General features: G+C 65.0%; 11 protein-coding genes. 8 read left to right on the top strand and 3 right to left on the bottom strand.

From position 1 onward, the window contains the following. The first annotated feature begins 13 nt into the window (after nucleotides 1–13). From ACZ0AJ_RS13315 to gluQRS, 5 genes are all read left to right on the top strand, one after another. Nucleotides 14–280 carry an FAD assembly factor SdhE gene (locus ACZ0AJ_RS13315; RefSeq protein WP_183555469.1) on the top strand — a complete coding sequence of 89 codons (267 nt, stop codon included), beginning with the start codon at nucleotides 14–16 and terminating at the stop codon, nucleotides 278–280. A gap of 96 nt (nucleotides 281–376) precedes the next feature. Continuing rightward, the gene (gene gltA / locus ACZ0AJ_RS13310; protein ID WP_183555468.1) at nucleotides 377–1678 is read left to right on the top strand and encodes a citrate synthase; all 1302 of its coding nucleotides are present in this window, start codon (nucleotides 377–379) and stop codon (nucleotides 1676–1678) included. A 319-nt stretch (nucleotides 1679–1997) separates the two neighbouring features. Beyond that, complete coding sequence (gene rnk / locus ACZ0AJ_RS13305; protein WP_183555467.1) at nucleotides 1998–2393, top strand: nucleoside diphosphate kinase regulator; 396 nt, start codon at nucleotides 1998–2000, stop codon at nucleotides 2391–2393. Between the two features lie 64 nt (nucleotides 2394–2457). Continuing rightward, nucleotides 2458–2961: a nuclear transport factor 2 family protein gene (locus tag ACZ0AJ_RS13300; RefSeq protein ID WP_499454981.1), complete on the top strand. Its 504-nt coding sequence runs from the start codon at nucleotides 2458–2460 to the stop codon at nucleotides 2959–2961. Nucleotides 2962–2971: 10 nt separating this feature from the next. Next, a complete protein-coding gene (gene gluQRS, locus ACZ0AJ_RS13295) occupies nucleotides 2972–3871 on the top strand; it encodes a tRNA glutamyl-Q(34) synthetase GluQRS (RefSeq protein WP_499454980.1) in 900 nt (299 codons plus the stop codon). A 1-nt stretch (nucleotide 3872) separates the two neighbouring features. On the opposite strand, the gene ACZ0AJ_RS13290 is transcribed toward gluQRS, so the two are convergent. The 3 genes from ACZ0AJ_RS13290 to ACZ0AJ_RS13280 form a co-directional block, all read right to left on the bottom strand. After that, nucleotides 3873–4337, bottom strand: coding sequence for a DUF421 domain-containing protein (locus ACZ0AJ_RS13290; RefSeq protein WP_499454979.1), 465 nt, complete (start codon nucleotides 4335–4337; stop codon nucleotides 3873–3875). Nucleotides 4338–4417: 80 nt separating this feature from the next. Beyond that, nucleotides 4418–5908, bottom strand: coding sequence for a SulP family inorganic anion transporter (locus tag ACZ0AJ_RS13285; RefSeq protein ID WP_499454978.1), 1491 nt, complete (start codon nucleotides 5906–5908; stop codon nucleotides 4418–4420). A 401-nt stretch (nucleotides 5909–6309) separates the two neighbouring features. After that, a complete protein-coding gene (locus tag ACZ0AJ_RS13280) occupies nucleotides 6310–6687 on the bottom strand; it encodes a hypothetical protein (RefSeq protein WP_499454977.1) in 378 nt (125 codons plus the stop codon). A gap of 384 nt (nucleotides 6688–7071) precedes the next feature. Here ACZ0AJ_RS13280 and ACZ0AJ_RS13275 point away from each other — a divergent pair, with 384 nt between their 5' ends. From ACZ0AJ_RS13275 to ACZ0AJ_RS13265, 3 genes are all read left to right on the top strand, one after another. Further along, nucleotides 7072–10278 carry a TonB-dependent receptor gene (locus tag ACZ0AJ_RS13275; protein WP_499455066.1) on the top strand — a complete coding sequence of 1069 codons (3207 nt, stop codon included), beginning with the start codon at nucleotides 7072–7074 and terminating at the stop codon, nucleotides 10276–10278. 309 nt (nucleotides 10279–10587) lie between these two features. Beyond that, the gene (locus tag ACZ0AJ_RS13270; protein ID WP_499455064.1) at nucleotides 10588–13287 is read left to right on the top strand and encodes a beta-mannosidase; all 2700 of its coding nucleotides are present in this window, start codon (nucleotides 10588–10590) and stop codon (nucleotides 13285–13287) included. After that, the gene (locus tag ACZ0AJ_RS13265) at nucleotides 13284–16601 is read left to right on the top strand and encodes a GH92 family glycosyl hydrolase (protein ID WP_499454973.1); all 3318 of its coding nucleotides are present in this window, start codon (nucleotides 13284–13286) and stop codon (nucleotides 16599–16601) included. Before ACZ0AJ_RS13270 ends, ACZ0AJ_RS13265 begins: the two co-directional genes overlap by 4 nt. The last annotated feature ends 76 nt before the right edge of the window (nucleotides 16602–16677 follow it).

Below are 16677 nucleotides of genomic sequence, written 5' to 3'. Positions count from 1 at the left end.
AACGGATTTTAATGTGATTACACATCAAGCCGATCCTGCCAACCGTTCGCGCCTGCGCTGGCGTGCACGTCGTGGCCTGCTCGAGAACGATCTGATCCTGACGCGCTTTCTCGACGCGCACGAACAGGAACTGACCGACGACGAGGTCGATGCGCTGACGCGCCTGCTTGATCTGGCTGACAACCCGTTGCTGGACCTGCTGCTGGGGCGCAATGAGCCCTCCGGCGAGCTCGACCTGCCGCACGTGCACGCCTTGCTGGCGAAGCTGCGGCTAGCGTAAGCGAACTATGGGCACCCGATTCGCCTACGCGGCACGTCGCGACGCCCCCCGGTTTCGTTTTATTTTGTAGACCCACTCCCACAAGAAGGAAGTGCCATGAACATCTCTGATACCAAAGCCACCCTGTCGTTCTCGGACGGCAGCCCGTCGATTGACATGCCGATCTACAAAGGCACCATCGGCCCGGACGTCGTCGACATCCGCAAGCTGTACGGCGCGACCGGCAAGTTCACGTACGATCCTGGCTTCATGTCGACCGCCGCCTGTAACTCGAGCATCACCTACATCGACGGTGACAAGGGCGAGTTGCTGTACCGCGGTTACCCGATCGAGCAACTGGCCGTCAACTGCGACTTCCTGGAAACCTGCTATCTGCTGCTGAACGGCGAACTGCCGAACGCAGAGCAAAAAGACCTGTTCACCGACACCGTGACCAAGCACACGATGATCCACGAGCAGATGAACTTCTTCTTCCGTGGCTTCCGCCGTGACGCGCACCCGATGTCGGTGCTGGTCGGTACGGTCGGCGCGCTGGCGTCGTTCTACCACGACTCGCTGGACATCAACGATGCCAAGCAGCGCGAAATCTCGGCAATCCGCCTGATCGCCAAGCTGCCGACCCTGGTCGCAATGGCCTACAAGTACAACGTCGGCCAGCCGTTCGTGTACCCACGCAACGACCTGTCGTACAGCGCCAACTTCATGTACATGATGTTCGCCAACCCGTGCGAAGAGTACAAGGTCAACGACGTGCTGGTGCGCGCTCTGGACCGCATCCTGATCCTGCACGCAGACCACGAGCAGAACGCATCGACTTCGACCGTCCGTCTGGCCGGTTCGTCGGGCGCCAACCCGTTCGCCTGTATCGCAGCCGGCATCGCCTGCCTGTGGGGCCCTGCCCACGGCGGCGCGAACGAAGCCGCCCTGAACATGCTGAAGGAAATCGGCAGCGTCGAGAACATCCCGGCCTTCATCGAGAAGGTCAAGGACAAGAACTCGGGCGTCAAGCTGATGGGCTTCGGTCACCGCGTGTACAAGAACTTCGACCCGCGTGCCAAGCTGATGCGCGAAACCTGCCACGAAGTGCTGGAAGAGCTGGGCCTGCAGGACGACCCGCTGTTCAAGCTGGCAATGGAACTGGAACGCATCGCCCTCGAAGACGAATACTTCGTGTCGCGTAAACTCTACCCGAACGTCGACTTCTACTCGGGTATCGTGCAATCGGCGCTGGGTATCCCGGTCACCATGTTCACCGGCATCTTCGCGATGGCCCGTACCATCGGCTGGATCGCGCAGTGGAACGAGATGATCGCCGATCCAGAGCAGAAGATCGGCCGTCCACGTCAGCTGTTCGTCGGCTCGCCGGCGCGTGACGTGCCGGAAATCGACAAGCGTTAATCCGCCCGTTCGATCGCTAAAAAGCGGGCTGCGGCCCGCTTTTTTCATGGGCGCATGCAGCGAAAATATTTCGTTGGCCGACCCCTGGCATTGCCGCTGAAGAGGTCTATACTGAGCTCATCAGTATAAATTGCCACGATGAAACATTCCATGTCTTCCCGATCAGGCGAACCCCTTGGTGCACGCACGCTGGCGCGGCTGGGATTACTCCGCGCAGCCCATGGCCGAGCGGCTTACGGCATCAGTTCGTAGCGCCGTAGCCAGGCGCCGCCACCGTAGCGGCAAGCCGGCTCTTTCAAAGTTGATCGTGGAGACTGAAATGAGTGATTCAATGGTTGTTTCATGGCTGGACCTCGAGCGCCTCGAGCGTGTACTCGACCGGCTTTCGCCAGCGCAGGCCAGGGCGCGCGACGCGCTGCTGGGTGAACTCGAACATGCGCAACTGGTCGAGCCGTGGGAGATGCCGCCCGACGTCGTGACCATGAATTCGCGCGTGCGCTTTCGCGTGGCCGGCGCCAGCGAAGAAGAAACGATGACGTTGAGTTACCCGAACGATATGCAGGACACCGCCGAGCGGTTATCGGTGCTCACACCGGCCGGTATGGCGCTCCTGGGCGTACGTGTCGGCGGGCGGATGTCGTGGCAGCAGCCTGACGGCCCGCATGAGGCCACGGTGCTCGGCATCGAGCATCAACCCGAACCGGCGAAGCGGTAGTGCCACGGCGTGTCGCGTGCATGTGTAGAATGTTTCGCTCATGACCGTCATCGAGGAAACCACCATGCAACGCTTTTTCGCCGCCTGTTTCCTGTGCCTTTCCTTGTCGCTGGGCTTGGGCGGTGCTGCGCACGCCGCCACCGATGCGACCCTCACGCGCGACGTCAATGCCTTCGTCGACGGCTGGCATGATGATGCCGCCAACGCACGCACGGCGTACTTCGACAAGATCGCCAGGGATGGCGTGTATATCGGCACCGACCGCACCGAGCTGTGGACGCGCGACGCCTTCAAGGCGTGGGCCAAGAAATATTTTGATGCCAAGTCGGCCTGGACCTTCAAGGCCACGCGCCGCAATGTCTATGCGTCGGCCGACAAATCGCTGATCTGGTTCGACGAGCTGCTCGATACGAAGAACATGGGGCCGGCGATGGCCAGTGGCGTGCTGCGCAAGACGAAGTCAGGCTTCGAGATCGTCCACTACCAGCTCTCGATGGCAGTGCCCAATGCCGTCAATGGCCAGGTCGCCGGCATCATCGCCGCCCACGAAAAGCAACCGAAGAAATAAGCAGCCGGCAGTGAGCAATCCTTACATCGGCCGCTTTGCGCCATCGCCTTCCGGGCCGCTGCATGCCGGTTCGCTGGTCGCGGCCATGGCCAGCTACCTCGATGCCCGCTGGCATGGCGGCACCTGGCTGATCCGCATCGAAGACATCGACGAAGGCCGCAGCGTGCCCGGCGTGGCCGAAGGCATCCTGCAATTGCTGGCCGCGCTGGGCATGCAGCATGACGGCGACATCGTCTGGCAAAGCCGACGCAAGCATTTATATGCGGCCGCTGCCGCCCGCATCGAGGGTGCCACCTATCCGTGCGGCTGCAACCGGCGCGAAATTGCCGATTCGCGGATCGGCGTGGCGCCCGACGGCAGTGCCATCTATCCCGGTACCTGCCGCCATGGCCTCGGCCCGGGCCGCACCATGCGCAGCTTGCGCGTACGCGTCCCGGCGGCGGGCGAGGATGCCATCACCTTTGTTGACCGTTTCGCCGGACCCGTCACGCAGCATCTGGCGCGTGATGCCGGCGACTTCGTGCTGAAGCGCGCGGACGGGTTCTGGGCCTATCAACTGGCCGTCGTGGTGGACGATATCGATCAGGGCGTGACCGACATCGTGCGCGGCGCAGATCTGCTCGATTCGACACCGCGCCAGATCCATCTGCAGCGGCTCATGAAAGCACCGACGCCGCGCTACCTGCACGTGCCGGTAGTACGCAACAGCAACGGAGAAAAATTGTCGAAGCAGACGGGCGCGCTCGCCGTCACGGCAGGCGATGCGCCTGCCGCAATCGGCGTGCTGATGGAGACTGCAGCGTTTCTGGGGCTTGCGCTCGACGGGCCAGCGCCAGATTCCATTGAGGCATTCTGGCGCGCCGCGATTCCCGCTTGGGGGCGGCTGCTGGCGGAGCGCGCCGCAAGCTGATCTACTGTGGATTCTGCATGATGCTGATGGAGCCGTTTGCTTCAAGGAACGCGCACTTCATCTTCGGGCGCGGACAGTCGGCACCGCGCAGCGCTTCTTCAACATCGTCCTGCGACAGCCGGCAGCGTTTCAACACCTCTTCGAAGAACACGCCATCGCGGCCGATCAATACGGGACTGCCTTCGACGAATTTCTCGAACTTGCGGCTGCGCGATGTGAGAAAGGCGATCAGCACGGTCAGCGCCACCAGCGTCGCGGCGATGACCAGCCCGCCGAGCAGTGATTCGTCGCCACCCGTCATCGAATTGGACACGGATTCGGACAACAGCATCACCACCAGCAGGTCGAACGGCGTGAATTGCCCGACCGTACGGCGGCCTGCAATGCGCATCATGGCGAGCAGCGCGCAGTAGACGATCGCGCCGCGCGCGATCAGCTCCCACCAGGGTAGATCGAAGTCGAACATGGCGCCTCCAGGGGCATGAAATAGGCGCTGATTGTAATCAATCTGCCAACATCATGACGCCCGTCTGCGCCACGATCTGATTAGTGCCCGGCCAGCATGCCTTCGGCGCCGTCCTTGTCGTGGATGGCAAACCGGGTCATCAAGGTGGCGCTGGCTTCGTTCAGGCCATGCACGACCACCTGCGCACCGGCGCGGCGCAGTTTCAGCACGACCTTGTCGAGCGCGCCGATGGCAGTGATGTCCCAGAAATGCGCATCGCTCAGGTCGATGTGCACGGTCGCGCGCGTCGGGCTGTAGTCGAACGCATGGACGAGCTGGTCGGACGACACGAAGAACACATGGCCACTGACCAGATAGTGGCGGACTTCGCCGCCGTTCTGGTCAGCCTCGACGCGCGAGGTGACGCCGAGCATCCGGCTGACTTTCTGCGCAAAGAACACGCCTGACAGCAGCACGCCCGCCAGCACACCCTTGGCCAGGTCGTGCGTGGCCACGGTGACGATGACGGTGGCGAGCATGACGATGCTGGAACTGGTCGGATGCGCGCGCAAGTTGCTGATCGAGCCCCAGCTGAACGTGCCGATGGCCACCATGATCATCACCGCAACCAGCGCCGCCATCGGGATCTGGCGCACCCAGTCGCCCAGGAACACGACCATGAGCAGCAGGACGACACCGGCTGCCAGCGACGACAGGCGTGTGCGGCCGCCGGATTTGATGTTGATCACCGATTGGCCGATCATCGCGCAGCCGGCCATGCCGCCGATGAAGCCGGTGGCGACGTTGGCGATGCCCTGGCCGATGCATTCACGGTTCTTGTTGCTGCGGGTATCGGTCAGGTCGTCGACGATCGTGGCGGTCATCAGGGATTCCAGCAGGCCCACGAGCATCAGCGTGGCCGAGTACGGCAAGATGATCTGCAGCGTCTCGAGACTGAACGGCACGTTCGGGATCAGGAACGATGGCAGGCTGTCCGGCAGCTGGCCCATGTCGCCGACGGTGCGGATGTCCAGGCCCAGCGCGATCGACGCGCCCGTCATGACGACAATCGCGACCAGCGGCGACGGCACGGCGCGCGTCAGGTACGGCAAGCCGTAGATGATGGCCAGCGCGGCCGCGGTGACGGCGTACACGTGCCACGTGACGTTCGTCAGTTCAGGCAACTGCGCGAGGAAAATCAGGATCGCCAGGGCGTTGACGAAGCCCGTGATCACCGAGCGCGAGACGAAGCGCATCAGCCGGCCGAGCTTGATCCAGCCGGCGACGATCTGCAGCACGCCGGTCAGGATGGTGGCGGCGAGCAGGTAATCGAGGCCGTGCTCCTTGACGAGCGAGACCATGATCAGCGCCATGGCGCCGGTGGCAGCGGAAATCATGCCCGGGCGCCCGCCGAAAAAGGCGATCAGTGTCGCGATCGAGAACGACGCGTACAGGCCGACCTTCGGGTCGACGCCGGCAATGATGGAAAACGTAATGGCCTCGGGGATGAGGGCCAGAGCGACGACGATACCTGCAAGCAGGTCGCCACGGACGTTGGAGAACCAGTCCTGGCGGATGTGTTGAAATACCATGAGGATACCTTCCCGGGCTGTAACAGCCGAGTGCAAGAAATGGGAGCGCCGTGCACGAAGCAGGGCGCAGCAAGACGAACGACAACGCACCGGCATCGTGATGACGGCGGTGCATGGACGTGCAATGGGGGAAGGTGTATTACGGGGGTGTTACTGAGCAGAAATAACCGCGTGGCAGTCCGCATCCCGGGAAGGATGCCGCAGCCAGCCGCAGTACGGCGCGACGCGTGCTGTGAGCACGTTGGGCGCGGCGGAGCTGGGTGGCGGGGAGGGACGATACGGTCATAGCCAGCTATTTTGCACCGCAACATAACATCAGTCAAGTCGCATGCTGCGGTGCGTCCGGTTACCTTGCTACCGGTTTGGGGACTGGTCCATCAGCCGGTGCGGGCGCTGGCGCGTCAGGCATCCCTGCGCTTGGCGGTGGCGGTGGCGGCGGTGGAGCGGTCCGCTTGCCGTTCGCCGGTGGCGCCGGTGGTGCTGGAGGTACCGGCGGCGCTGGCCTGTCTTTCAGTGCGTGACCACCCCGTGGTGGAGGTAGCGGCGGGGCGCCAACCGGCGGTGCCGGCGGCGCCGCCGGTGCCATTGCGCCCACTGGCGGTGCCGGTGGCGCAGGCGGCGGTGGTGGCGGCGCGCATTTGCTGCTGGTACCACGGCAGTCGGGTTGTTCGGCGGCGTGCGCCAGGCTGGCTGACAGTGGCAGGGTGATGGCAAGGCCGACGGCCAGGCTGGATCGGATGATGCGGTTCATGGTGTTCTCCTTGGTGGGCATGAAACACATCCTGCGCCCACAATGTGGAGAAATCATGGAGATGCCAGAGGGCGTGTACACACCATGAAAAATTCCTGGAGGCAAATTGTGCACTCGTCGTTTACTAAACGGCACTAAACTTCACGCAAACCGCCAAAGTTTGTTGAGGCTTCACACACTACTTGTATAAATTTGCGGTACCGGTTTGCACGACCCCTGCGACATGCAGAAGAGATGCCCGCCGTTTAGTAAATCTGCGACAGGCCGGCAGGCGACACCCTGAGAAGGTGTCGCGCTGGCGATGACATCGGACGCTTCACGTTGCGGTGCGCAAAGGCTGCCGGTTGACGGCCGCCCGGACCAGCTGCCGCCATAAAAGATAGCCCATACAGGGCACGACCAGGAGACACACATGCATTCACACACCCACCGCGCTTCACGGCAGCGCTGCAGCGTCACGCCCATCGCCATGGCCGTCAGCCTCGCGCTGCTGTCGCTGTCCACCGTGCACGCCCAGACCATGCCGGCCGACCAGCCGGTCCAGCCGCCGGCAGCCCAGCCAGGCGCAGTGCAGACGGCCCCGGCCGCAACCGCAGTTGCAACTGCTGGCACCGAGGCGCCGTCTGCCGACCAGCCAGCCGCTGCCAGCCCGTCGACGGTGGTGGTGACGGGCTTCCGCTACTCCATCGAGAAAAGCCTCGACCAGAAGCGCGAAGCCAATTCCATTGTCGAGGTGGTGACCGCCGAAGACGTGGGCAAATTCCCGGACAAGAACGTGGCCGATGCACTGCAGCGCGTGCCGGGCGTGGTCGTCACCCGCAGTGGCGGCGAAGGCAAGAACGTCAGCGTGCGCGGCCTGTCGTCCGACCTGACCCTGACCCAGCTGAACGGCAACTACGTCGCCACCGCCGAATCGAATGGCGATCCGTCGCGCTCGTTCAACTACATGCTGATGCCGTCGAACATGCTGGCCAGCGCCGAGCTGTACAAGACGTCCGAAGCGCGCTTCGACGAAGGCGGCATCGGCGGCACGGTGATCCTGCGCACGCGCCGGCCGCTCGACGTCAAGTCGGGCACGGGCTTCGTCAACGCCGAAGGCACCTGGGCCGATACCACCAAGAAGACCGACCCGCAGTTCTCCGGCCAGTACGCGTGGCACGACGAGAGCAACCGCTTCGGCGTGCTGGTCGGCTACACCCAGCAAAAGCGCACCACACGCACGATGGGCGCGAGCACCGAAAACTGGCAATGGTATGCCGACGACTACAAGGCGCAGCCGCCGGTGGGCGCCGATGGCCAGCCATCGAAACTCAATTCGTTCTGGTGGGGCCAGTCGGGCTTCTACGACCAGTCGGGCAAGTACTACACCAAGTTCGCGATGCCGACCGCCGTCGCGCTGGACGTGCGCACCACCGAGCGCGAGCGCAAGGGCGGGCAGGTCCCGCTGCAGTTCAAGCCGCTGCGTAACCTGAACATGACGGCCAACTACTTCCGCTTCGACCTGCAGCAGAATTCCCAGCTGAACCAGCTGAAGGTCCCGGAATGGAATATCGCGCGTTACGACGGCGACGGCAACTGGCCGGGCGGGCGCCTGCTCGACGGCCTCACGTTCGACCCGAGCGGCACCGTCGTCACCGGCGCGCAGTACAGCGCGCGCCCGGGCAAGGCGTACTACTGCAACAGCGCGCAGGCTGGCGCTGCCGGCCTCACCAACACCGGCGGCTTCGGTCCGGACGACTGCACGATCCCGACCCCGCAGATCGCCGGCGGCTACAGCCGCGAGAAGGCGCTGTCGCAGACGGCCGACTTCGAAGTCGAATGGAAGGGCGAGTCCGTCGACGCCACCTTCAAGGCTGGCCGCACCTGGGCCAAGGGTGGTCCGGAACTGCAATTCGGCATGCCGATCAAGCCACGCCGGCAGAATGCCGACGGCAGCTGGTCGCTGGGTAATACGGCCACCTCGTGGGACGTGAGCGGCAAGCCAACGATGACGTTCGCACCGGAGCTGATGCAGAACCTGCGCAATGGCATTGGTGAGATCGACCTGGGTTCGACCTCGTCGTCCTGGACCCGCAACAGCACCGAACAGAACTACGCGCAGGCCGACCTGACCTTGCACGCCGACAGCAACTGGCTCGACTCGGTCCAGTTCGGCGCCAAGTACCGCGATGGTGGCACCAGTCGCAGCACCGGCAACAACTACTGGGTCTGCAAGGGCGCCAATCCGGCCGACTACGACAGCCGCTACCAGAACGGCTGCGACGCATCGGCCAACCAGTTCCGTCCAGAATTCCTGTACGACGAATCGCTGGGCAACCTGACGGGCGGCCTGAAAGCCAGCGCTTTCCCGGGCATTAATTACCCGGCGTATATCTCGTACCTGAACCAGACGTATGGCGAGATGCAGACCCGCAACGAAGAAAACTTCATCTACAACGTGGATGAAAAGATCACGTCGATGTACTTGCAGGGCAATTTCAAGACCGACCGCCTGCGCGGCAACCTGGGCGTGCGCGTCGTGCGCACCCGCCAGCATGCCGATTCGACCGACAAGGTCGACTACTACAACGACTACTTCTTCGACGGTCCCGACGGCACGCCGGCGCCATGCCTGGCCGGTGGCCTGCCGGCCGCTGGCGCACCTGCCGGCTCGGGTTGCACGAGTGGCTTCACGGTCGTGCCGGACAGCGAAACCAATCCGGCCACCGGCCATGTGTCGACCTATGTCGTCAGCTCACTCGACCGCACCTACACCGACGTGCTGCCAAGCCTGAACGTTGCGTATGACCTGACCGACACGCTGCTGCTGCGCGGCGCCGCCTCGAAGGTCGTGGCACGTCCGAGCTACAACGATATCGGCGCGCCGGGCGCCCTGAGCAACTACAGCCAGGAATACGTCAACGATCGCCGCCTGATCGGCGGGGGCGACCGCCAGGGCTGGTTCGGCTCGGGCAGCAACAAGGATCTCGAGCCGTACCAGGCCACGCAGTACGACCTGGGCCTGGAGTGGTACTTCCACCGCGGCTCGGTGCTCGGCGCCGGCATCTTCCGCAAGAACGTCCAGAACTTCGCGGTGCCGGTCGTGCGTGACGTCAACCTGAACCTCGGTGGCGAGGCGATCGCGGTGCAGAACTACGCGACCAGTGCCGGCGGGCGCGACGCAGTGTCGAAAGGCATCGAGTTGTATGCCCAGCACACGTTCGACAACGGGATCGGCTTCCAGGTCAACTACACGTACAACAAGACCAACCAGGCCGCGATCACGCTGGCCGACGGCACCGAGATCGGCACCTCGCCGCTCGTGGGCAGCGCCAAGAACCAGGCCAACGTGACGGTGTTCTATTCGACCGACCGGCTCATGCTGCGCGCGTCGTACAACCGCCGCGGCCTGGTGGTCAACGGCCTGATGAACGGCTTGAACGTGTATGAGGCGCCGTACAGCCAGGTCGACCTGAACGCGTCGTACAACTTCACGCCGCAGCTGAGCCTGACCGCATCGGTCCTGAACGCCACCGAGGAAGAGTCGCACTCGTACCTGGGCAACGACACCAAGTCGCGCTTCTACAGCAACAACTACGCCGGTCGTGTGGCGTATATGGGCCTGAACTACAAGTTCTAGTCCGTATCGATGCTCGCCGGGGTCACGCGTTCAACGAACCCCGGGTTTGCCACACAATCACGTTGGGTTGAACGCGTGGACGGCGTAGCCGTCCACCCTACCGCCCGCGGGACACGCGTCGAACGAATCCCGGGTTTGTCACACGCGTCCAACGACCCCGGGGTTTGCCGCACGCGTCCAACGAACCCGGGATTTGCCACACACGTAGGGTGGACGGGTTCCCCGTCCACGCGTCCAACGAACCCCGGGTTCGCCACACAATCAGGTTGGTTTGAACGCAGGACAGTGTCTCTTTTCCAGGATCACGCCATGAACGACCGGATCAACACGATCTCGACGGCCGGCGGCGGCTGGCGCGCGCTGTGCGCCGGCCTGCTTCTTTTCTTTTGCGCAGGCCTTGCCCTGGCCAACCCATCCGACAAGCTCGTCATCGACGGGGGCTGGCGCTTCCACCTGTTGCCGGGCGACGCGCGCGAAGCGGCGCATCCCGACCTCATGCCATGGCGCGCCGCCACGGTGCCGGGCACCGTGCACACCGACCTGCTGGCCCACGGCCTGATCCCCGATCCGTATGTCGGCGCGCCCGAAGCGGGCCTGCAGTGGATCGGCCTGGCCGACTGGGAATACCGCACCGCCTTCGACGTGCCGCGCGCGGTGCTGCAGCGCGCGCGCAGCGAACTGGTATTCGCCGGGATCGACACCTTTGCCGAAGTCTGGCTCAACGGCGTCAAGCTGCTCGATGCGAACAATGCGTTTCGCACCTGGCGCGTGCCGGTGGCAGGCCGCCTGCGCGAACACGGCAACATCCTGCGCATCGTATTTCGCTCACCGATCAACACGATGCTGCCGCAGGTCGCTGCGATGCCGCACAAGATCGCCGGCAACTACGCGTCGCCATATGGCGATGAACCCAAGGATGTCCTGAGCGCGAACTTCGTGCGCAAACCCGGCTACCACTATGGCTGGGACTGGGGCCCGCGCTACGTCACGGCCGGCATTGGCAAACCCGTCGTGCTGCACAGCTGGGATGCCGTGCGCATCGACGACCTGCAGCTGCGCCAGGACCGCGTCGACGCCATGCGCGCCGACGTCGCCGCCATCGCCTCGCTCGATGTGGTGCGCGCCGGGCGCTTCACGCTGCGCCTGTGGCAAACGGCACCCGGCGGCCAGCGCACGCTCGCCGCAACGAAGCAGATCGACCTGCGCGCAGGTGCCAACCGCATTGAAATGCCGGTGCGGATCGACGACCCGCAGCGCTGGTTCCCGAACGGCTACGGCAAGCAGCCGCTGTATCGCTACCAGCTCGAGGTAAGCCATGGCAACAACACGCTTGCCACGCACGCTACGCGCACGGGCCTGCGCAGCGTCGAACTGCGGCGCGACCACGACGCTGCTGGCCAGGGCTTCTACTTTGTCATCAATGGCATTCCCGTGTTTGCCAAGGGCGCCAACACGATCCCGTTCGACATGTTCCAGCCGCGCGTGCGCCGTGAGCAGCTACGGCGCGTGCTGCAATCGGCCGCCGACGCCAACATGAACTTGCTGAGGAGCTGGGGCGGCGGCTATTACGAGGACGAGGATTTCTACGACCTCGCCGATGAACTGGGCCTGATGGTCTGGCAGGATTTCATGTTCGGCGGCGGGATGCAGCCGGCGTACGATCCGGCGTTTCGCGCCAATGTCGTCCACGAGGCGCGCGACCAGGTGCGGCGCCTGCGCAACCGCCCGAGCGTCGTGCTCTGGTGCGGCAATAACGAGCAGGAGATCGCCTGGAAAAACTGGGGCCACCGCAAGACGCTCGAGCGCGCCGATCCGGTCTTTGCCAGCCAGGTCTGGGACGGGTATGTCGCGCTGTTCGGCGTCGACCTGCGCCGCGTGGTGGCCGAAGAGGGTGGCGGCATCGGCTACTGGTCGAGTTCGCCCGGCAACGATTTGCAGGAAGCGGCCAACACGCCTGGCAGCGGTGACATGCACTACTGGGAAGTGTGGGGCAACCCGGCGCATCCGGTGTCCAACTACCTCGACATCACGCCGCGTTTCATGTCCGAATACGGGCTGCAAGCGTGGCCGGTGCAGCGCACGATCGACGCGTTTGCGACGCGCACCGAGCAGGGCGTGGCCACGCCGGTTATCGAAGCGCACCAGAAATTCATGGCCGGCAAGGGCAACGAGCGCTTGACGAAGTACGTGCAGGAGCAGTTTGGCGAGCCGGTCGATTTTCCGGCGTTTGCCTACCTGAGCCAGGTGATGCAGGCCGACGGCATCGAGCTGGCCGCGCTGCACCATCGCCGCAGCCGGCCTCACACAATGGGCTCGCTGTACTGGCAGCTCAACGATGTGTGGCCGGGCGCATCGTGGTCGAGCATCGACTGGTTCGGTCGCCCAAAAGCGCTGCAATTTCATGCGCGCCGCTTCTTTGCACCGGTCGCCGTGGCGGCATTGCGCGATGCCCGCGGCGCCACGCGCGTCAGCCTCCTCAACGACCGCACACACGCCGTGCAGGGGACCTTGCGCACGCGCGTGATGTCACTCGATGGCGCCGTGCTGCGCGATGCGCGCGAGGCCGTCACCATCGCGCCGCTGTCGGCGCGCGATGTGGGCGCGTATGCTGACGCCGACTTGCTCGCGGGCGCCGATCCGGCATCGACCGTCGCCGTGTTCACGCTGCAGGTGGCCGATGAACCGGCATCGACCGGCGTCGTCTATTTCGTGCCGCCGAAGGACGTCGCCTGGCGCGATCCCGGCCTGCACACGACCGTGCACCGGGACAGTGACGGCTACCGCATCGAGATCACGGCAGCGACACTGGCGCGCGGCGTCTGGCTCGATGCCGGCGACGTCGACGCGCAGTTCCACGACAATGCTTTGACCGTGCTGCCGGGCGAACCCGTCACCGTGCACGTGACCTCCACCGCCAGCGACAGCGTGCTGCGCGCCGCCCTCCATGTCCGTTCGCTGCGTGACGCCATGCGCGCGACCAACCCAACTTCCTGGAAGATCACCCCATGAACAAGACCCACACCATCGGCGCCGCCGTGGCCATGCTGCTGGCCAGCATGGCCAATGCTGCCGAACCCCGCACTGCGAACGGTTTTGCCAGCTCGTTCGAAGCGAACGAACCCCTTCCTGCCACCGCCGCGGGCGAGGGCATCCGTGTCACGCCGGGCAGCGGTCCCGATAAACCGTATGCCGCCAAGGCGAAGGCCGGCTACACGGGCCTGCGCGCGCTGCAATATCGCGCGGACGGCAAGGGCGGACGCTTGCCGCTGTTCGCGGTCGATCTGGCGATCAAGGCCGACACGGTCCTGTCGTGGAACGTGCTGCCCGAGATCGTCGATGGCGACATCGCCACCTCCACCGGCGTGGCGCTGGACCTGGTGCTGGACGACGGCCGCCGCATCTCGAGCCTCGACCTGCGTGACAACCACGGCGTGCGCATCGACGCGGCGGCGCAGGCCAAGTCGAACACGCTGTATCCGCAGCAGTGGGCGCACAAGTCGGTGCGCTTGGGCAGCCTGGCGGGGCGCCGCATCAAGTCGATCGAGCTGGCGCTGCAACCCACCGCGGCCGCTGGCGCCAGCGGTTGGCTCGATGACATCGTCATCGGCGAACAGGCTCGCGCCGAAGCCAAGCGTCCGACGGATCACGTGCTGACGACGCGCGGCACGCAAGCCAACGGCACCTTCTCGCGCGGGAACAATATCCCGGCCACGGCGATGCCGCACGGTTTCAATTTCTGGACGCCCGCCACCGACGCCAGCACCCTGAGCTGGCTGTATCGCTGGAACGAACAGAACGACGAGAACAACCGGCCACGCCTGCAGGCGCTGTCGCTGAGCCACCAGCCGAGTCCCTGGATGGGCGACCGCCAGACCTTCCAGATCATGCCGTCGAACGCGAGCGGTCAGCCCGATCCCGACCGCAAGCGCCGCGCGCTGTCGTTCTCGCACGATAACGAAGTAGCGCGCGCGCATACGTATCGCGTGGACTTCGACAACGGCATCCGCGCCGAGATTGCACCAAGCGAGCGGGCGGCGATCTTCCGTTTCCGCTTCCCGCAAGGAGGTGACGCCAACCTGCTGTTCGATAACGTCGACGCGCGCGGCGGTCTGCGCCTGGACGCGGCCACGCAGACGCTGCGCGGCTACACCGACACGCGCAGCGGCCTGTCCAACGGCGCGACGCGCATGTTCGTGTTCGCCCGTTTCGACCAGCGCTGGCAGGCCAGCGGCCCCCTGGAGACGGGCCGCCCGACCGGCTACATCAAGTTCAGGGCCGACGGCGGCGAAGTGCGCATGCGCATCGCCACGTCGCTGATTTCGGTCGAGCAGGCGCAGAAAAACCTCGCGCTGGAAATCGGCGACGCCGGCTTCGACACCGTGCGTGAGCGCGCGCAGGCGGCATGGGACAAGGAACTGGGCCGGGTGAAAGTGGACGGCGCCAGCGACGACCAGCTGACCACGGTCTACTCGAACCTGTACCGCCTGTTCCTGTACCCGAACGTCGGCCACGAAAACGTCGGCAGCGCGCAGCAGCCCGACTGGCGCCACGCCGACCAGAGCGGCTGGTCGCAGGCCAAGACCGGTGGCGACGACGACACCACCTCGGCGCCCGTCGTCGCTGGCAAGGTGTATGTCAATAACGGCTTCTGGGACACCTTCCGCACCACCTGGCCCGCTTACGCGCTGCTGGCGCCAACCCGCGCCGGCGAAATGGTCGATGGCTTCCTGCAGCAGTACCGCGATGGCGGCTGGGTGGCGCGCTGGTCGTCGCCGGGCTACGCCGACCTGATGGTCGGCACCAGTTCCGACGTCGCCTTCGCCGATGCCTGGCTCAAGGGCGTGCGTGGCTTCGATGCGCACCAGGCCTATGAGGCGGCGCTGAAGAACGCGACCGTGGTACCGCCCGTGTCGAACGTCGGGCGCAAGGGCCTGGGCAAGTCGATGTACCGCGGCTATGCCGATGCGTCGGTTCATGAAGGCATGTCGTGGACGCTCGAAGGCGCACTGAACGACTTCGGGCTGGCGCAGATGGCCACCGCGCTGGCCGGCGGGGAAGGTGACACCGCGCGTGGCCGCCGCTACCGCGAAGAAGCCGCCTACTTCGGCGCGCGCGCCACCGATTACGTCCACCTGTACGATCCGGCCACGGGGTTCTTCCGCGGCCGCGACGCCAAGGGCGCGTGGCGCGAGCCGGCCAAGGCGTTCGACCCGCGCCGCTGGGGTGGCGACTACACGGAAGCCAATGCCTGGAACTTCGCGTTCACCGTGCCGCACGACGCCGAAGGACTGGCCAGCCTGATGGGCGGGCGCGCGGCGCTGGGCAAGCGCCTCGACACCTTCTTCGCCACGCCCGAAACGGCGCAGGCAGCGTTCTCGGGCAGCTACCGCCAGGTGATTCACGAAATGACGGAAGCGCGCGACGTGCGCATGGGGATGTACGCGCACAGCAACCAGCCGTCGCACCACATTCCATGGATGTACGCGGCCTCCGGCCAGCCGGCCAAGACGCAGAAGATCACGCGCGACATCCTGGCGCGCCTGTACCTGGGCAGCGAGATCGGGCAAGGCTATGCGGGCGACGAAGACAATGGCGAGATGTCGGCCTGGTACACGTTCGCGATGATGGGCCTGTATCCGCTGCGGATGGGCTCTCCCGAATACGTGATCGGCTCGCCGGCCTTCGCGCGCACCGACGTGCGCCTGGAAAACGGCCGCACGCTGTCCGTGATCGCGCATGGCAACAGCCCGGAGAACGTCTACGTGCAGTCGCTCACCGTCAATGGCAAGCCATGGACCAAACCATGGATCCGCCACGACGACATCGCTGGGGGCGCGACGCTGGAATTCACGATGGGCAGCACGCCATCGACCTGGGGCACCGGGGCAGGTGACTTGCCGGCATCGCTGACGCCTGTTGGCAAACGCCCTGCAGGCCTGGCCGACCGCAGCAAGGGCGCCACACTCACGCTGGACGGCAAGCGCGCCCCCGCGCCGCTGACCGACGACGACGCGGCCACCGCCGTGGAAGTGCCGGCGGCAGCGAACATCGGTGTCAACCTGACCAAGAGCGCGCGCATCACCCACTACACGCTTACCGGCGGCAAGGCGCCGCTGGGCAAGGTGTCGTGGACGCTGGAGGGCCGGGACGCCAAGGGCGGCTGGGTGGCGCTCGACACGCGCGAGAACGAAGTCTTTGCCTGGGAGCGTCAGCTGCGGCCATTCGGTATCCCCAAGCCAGGCGTGTACAAGGCGTACCGTTTGCGCTTTGCACAAGGCGCCGCGTTCGAGCTGGCCGAAGTGGAGCTGCTCGAAGCGCGGTAAACACACCGCACTCTGGGGTGCCCCTTGTTTACTAAAACGCGCTAAAACACGGGCAGTTTAGTCTGCCCGCGTTGAC

It is taken from the genome of Telluria sp. AC161 (genome assembly GCF_979258535.1).
Note: the sequence above shows the minus strand (reverse complement) of the source record. Positions and strands in the feature narration are given on the sequence as shown.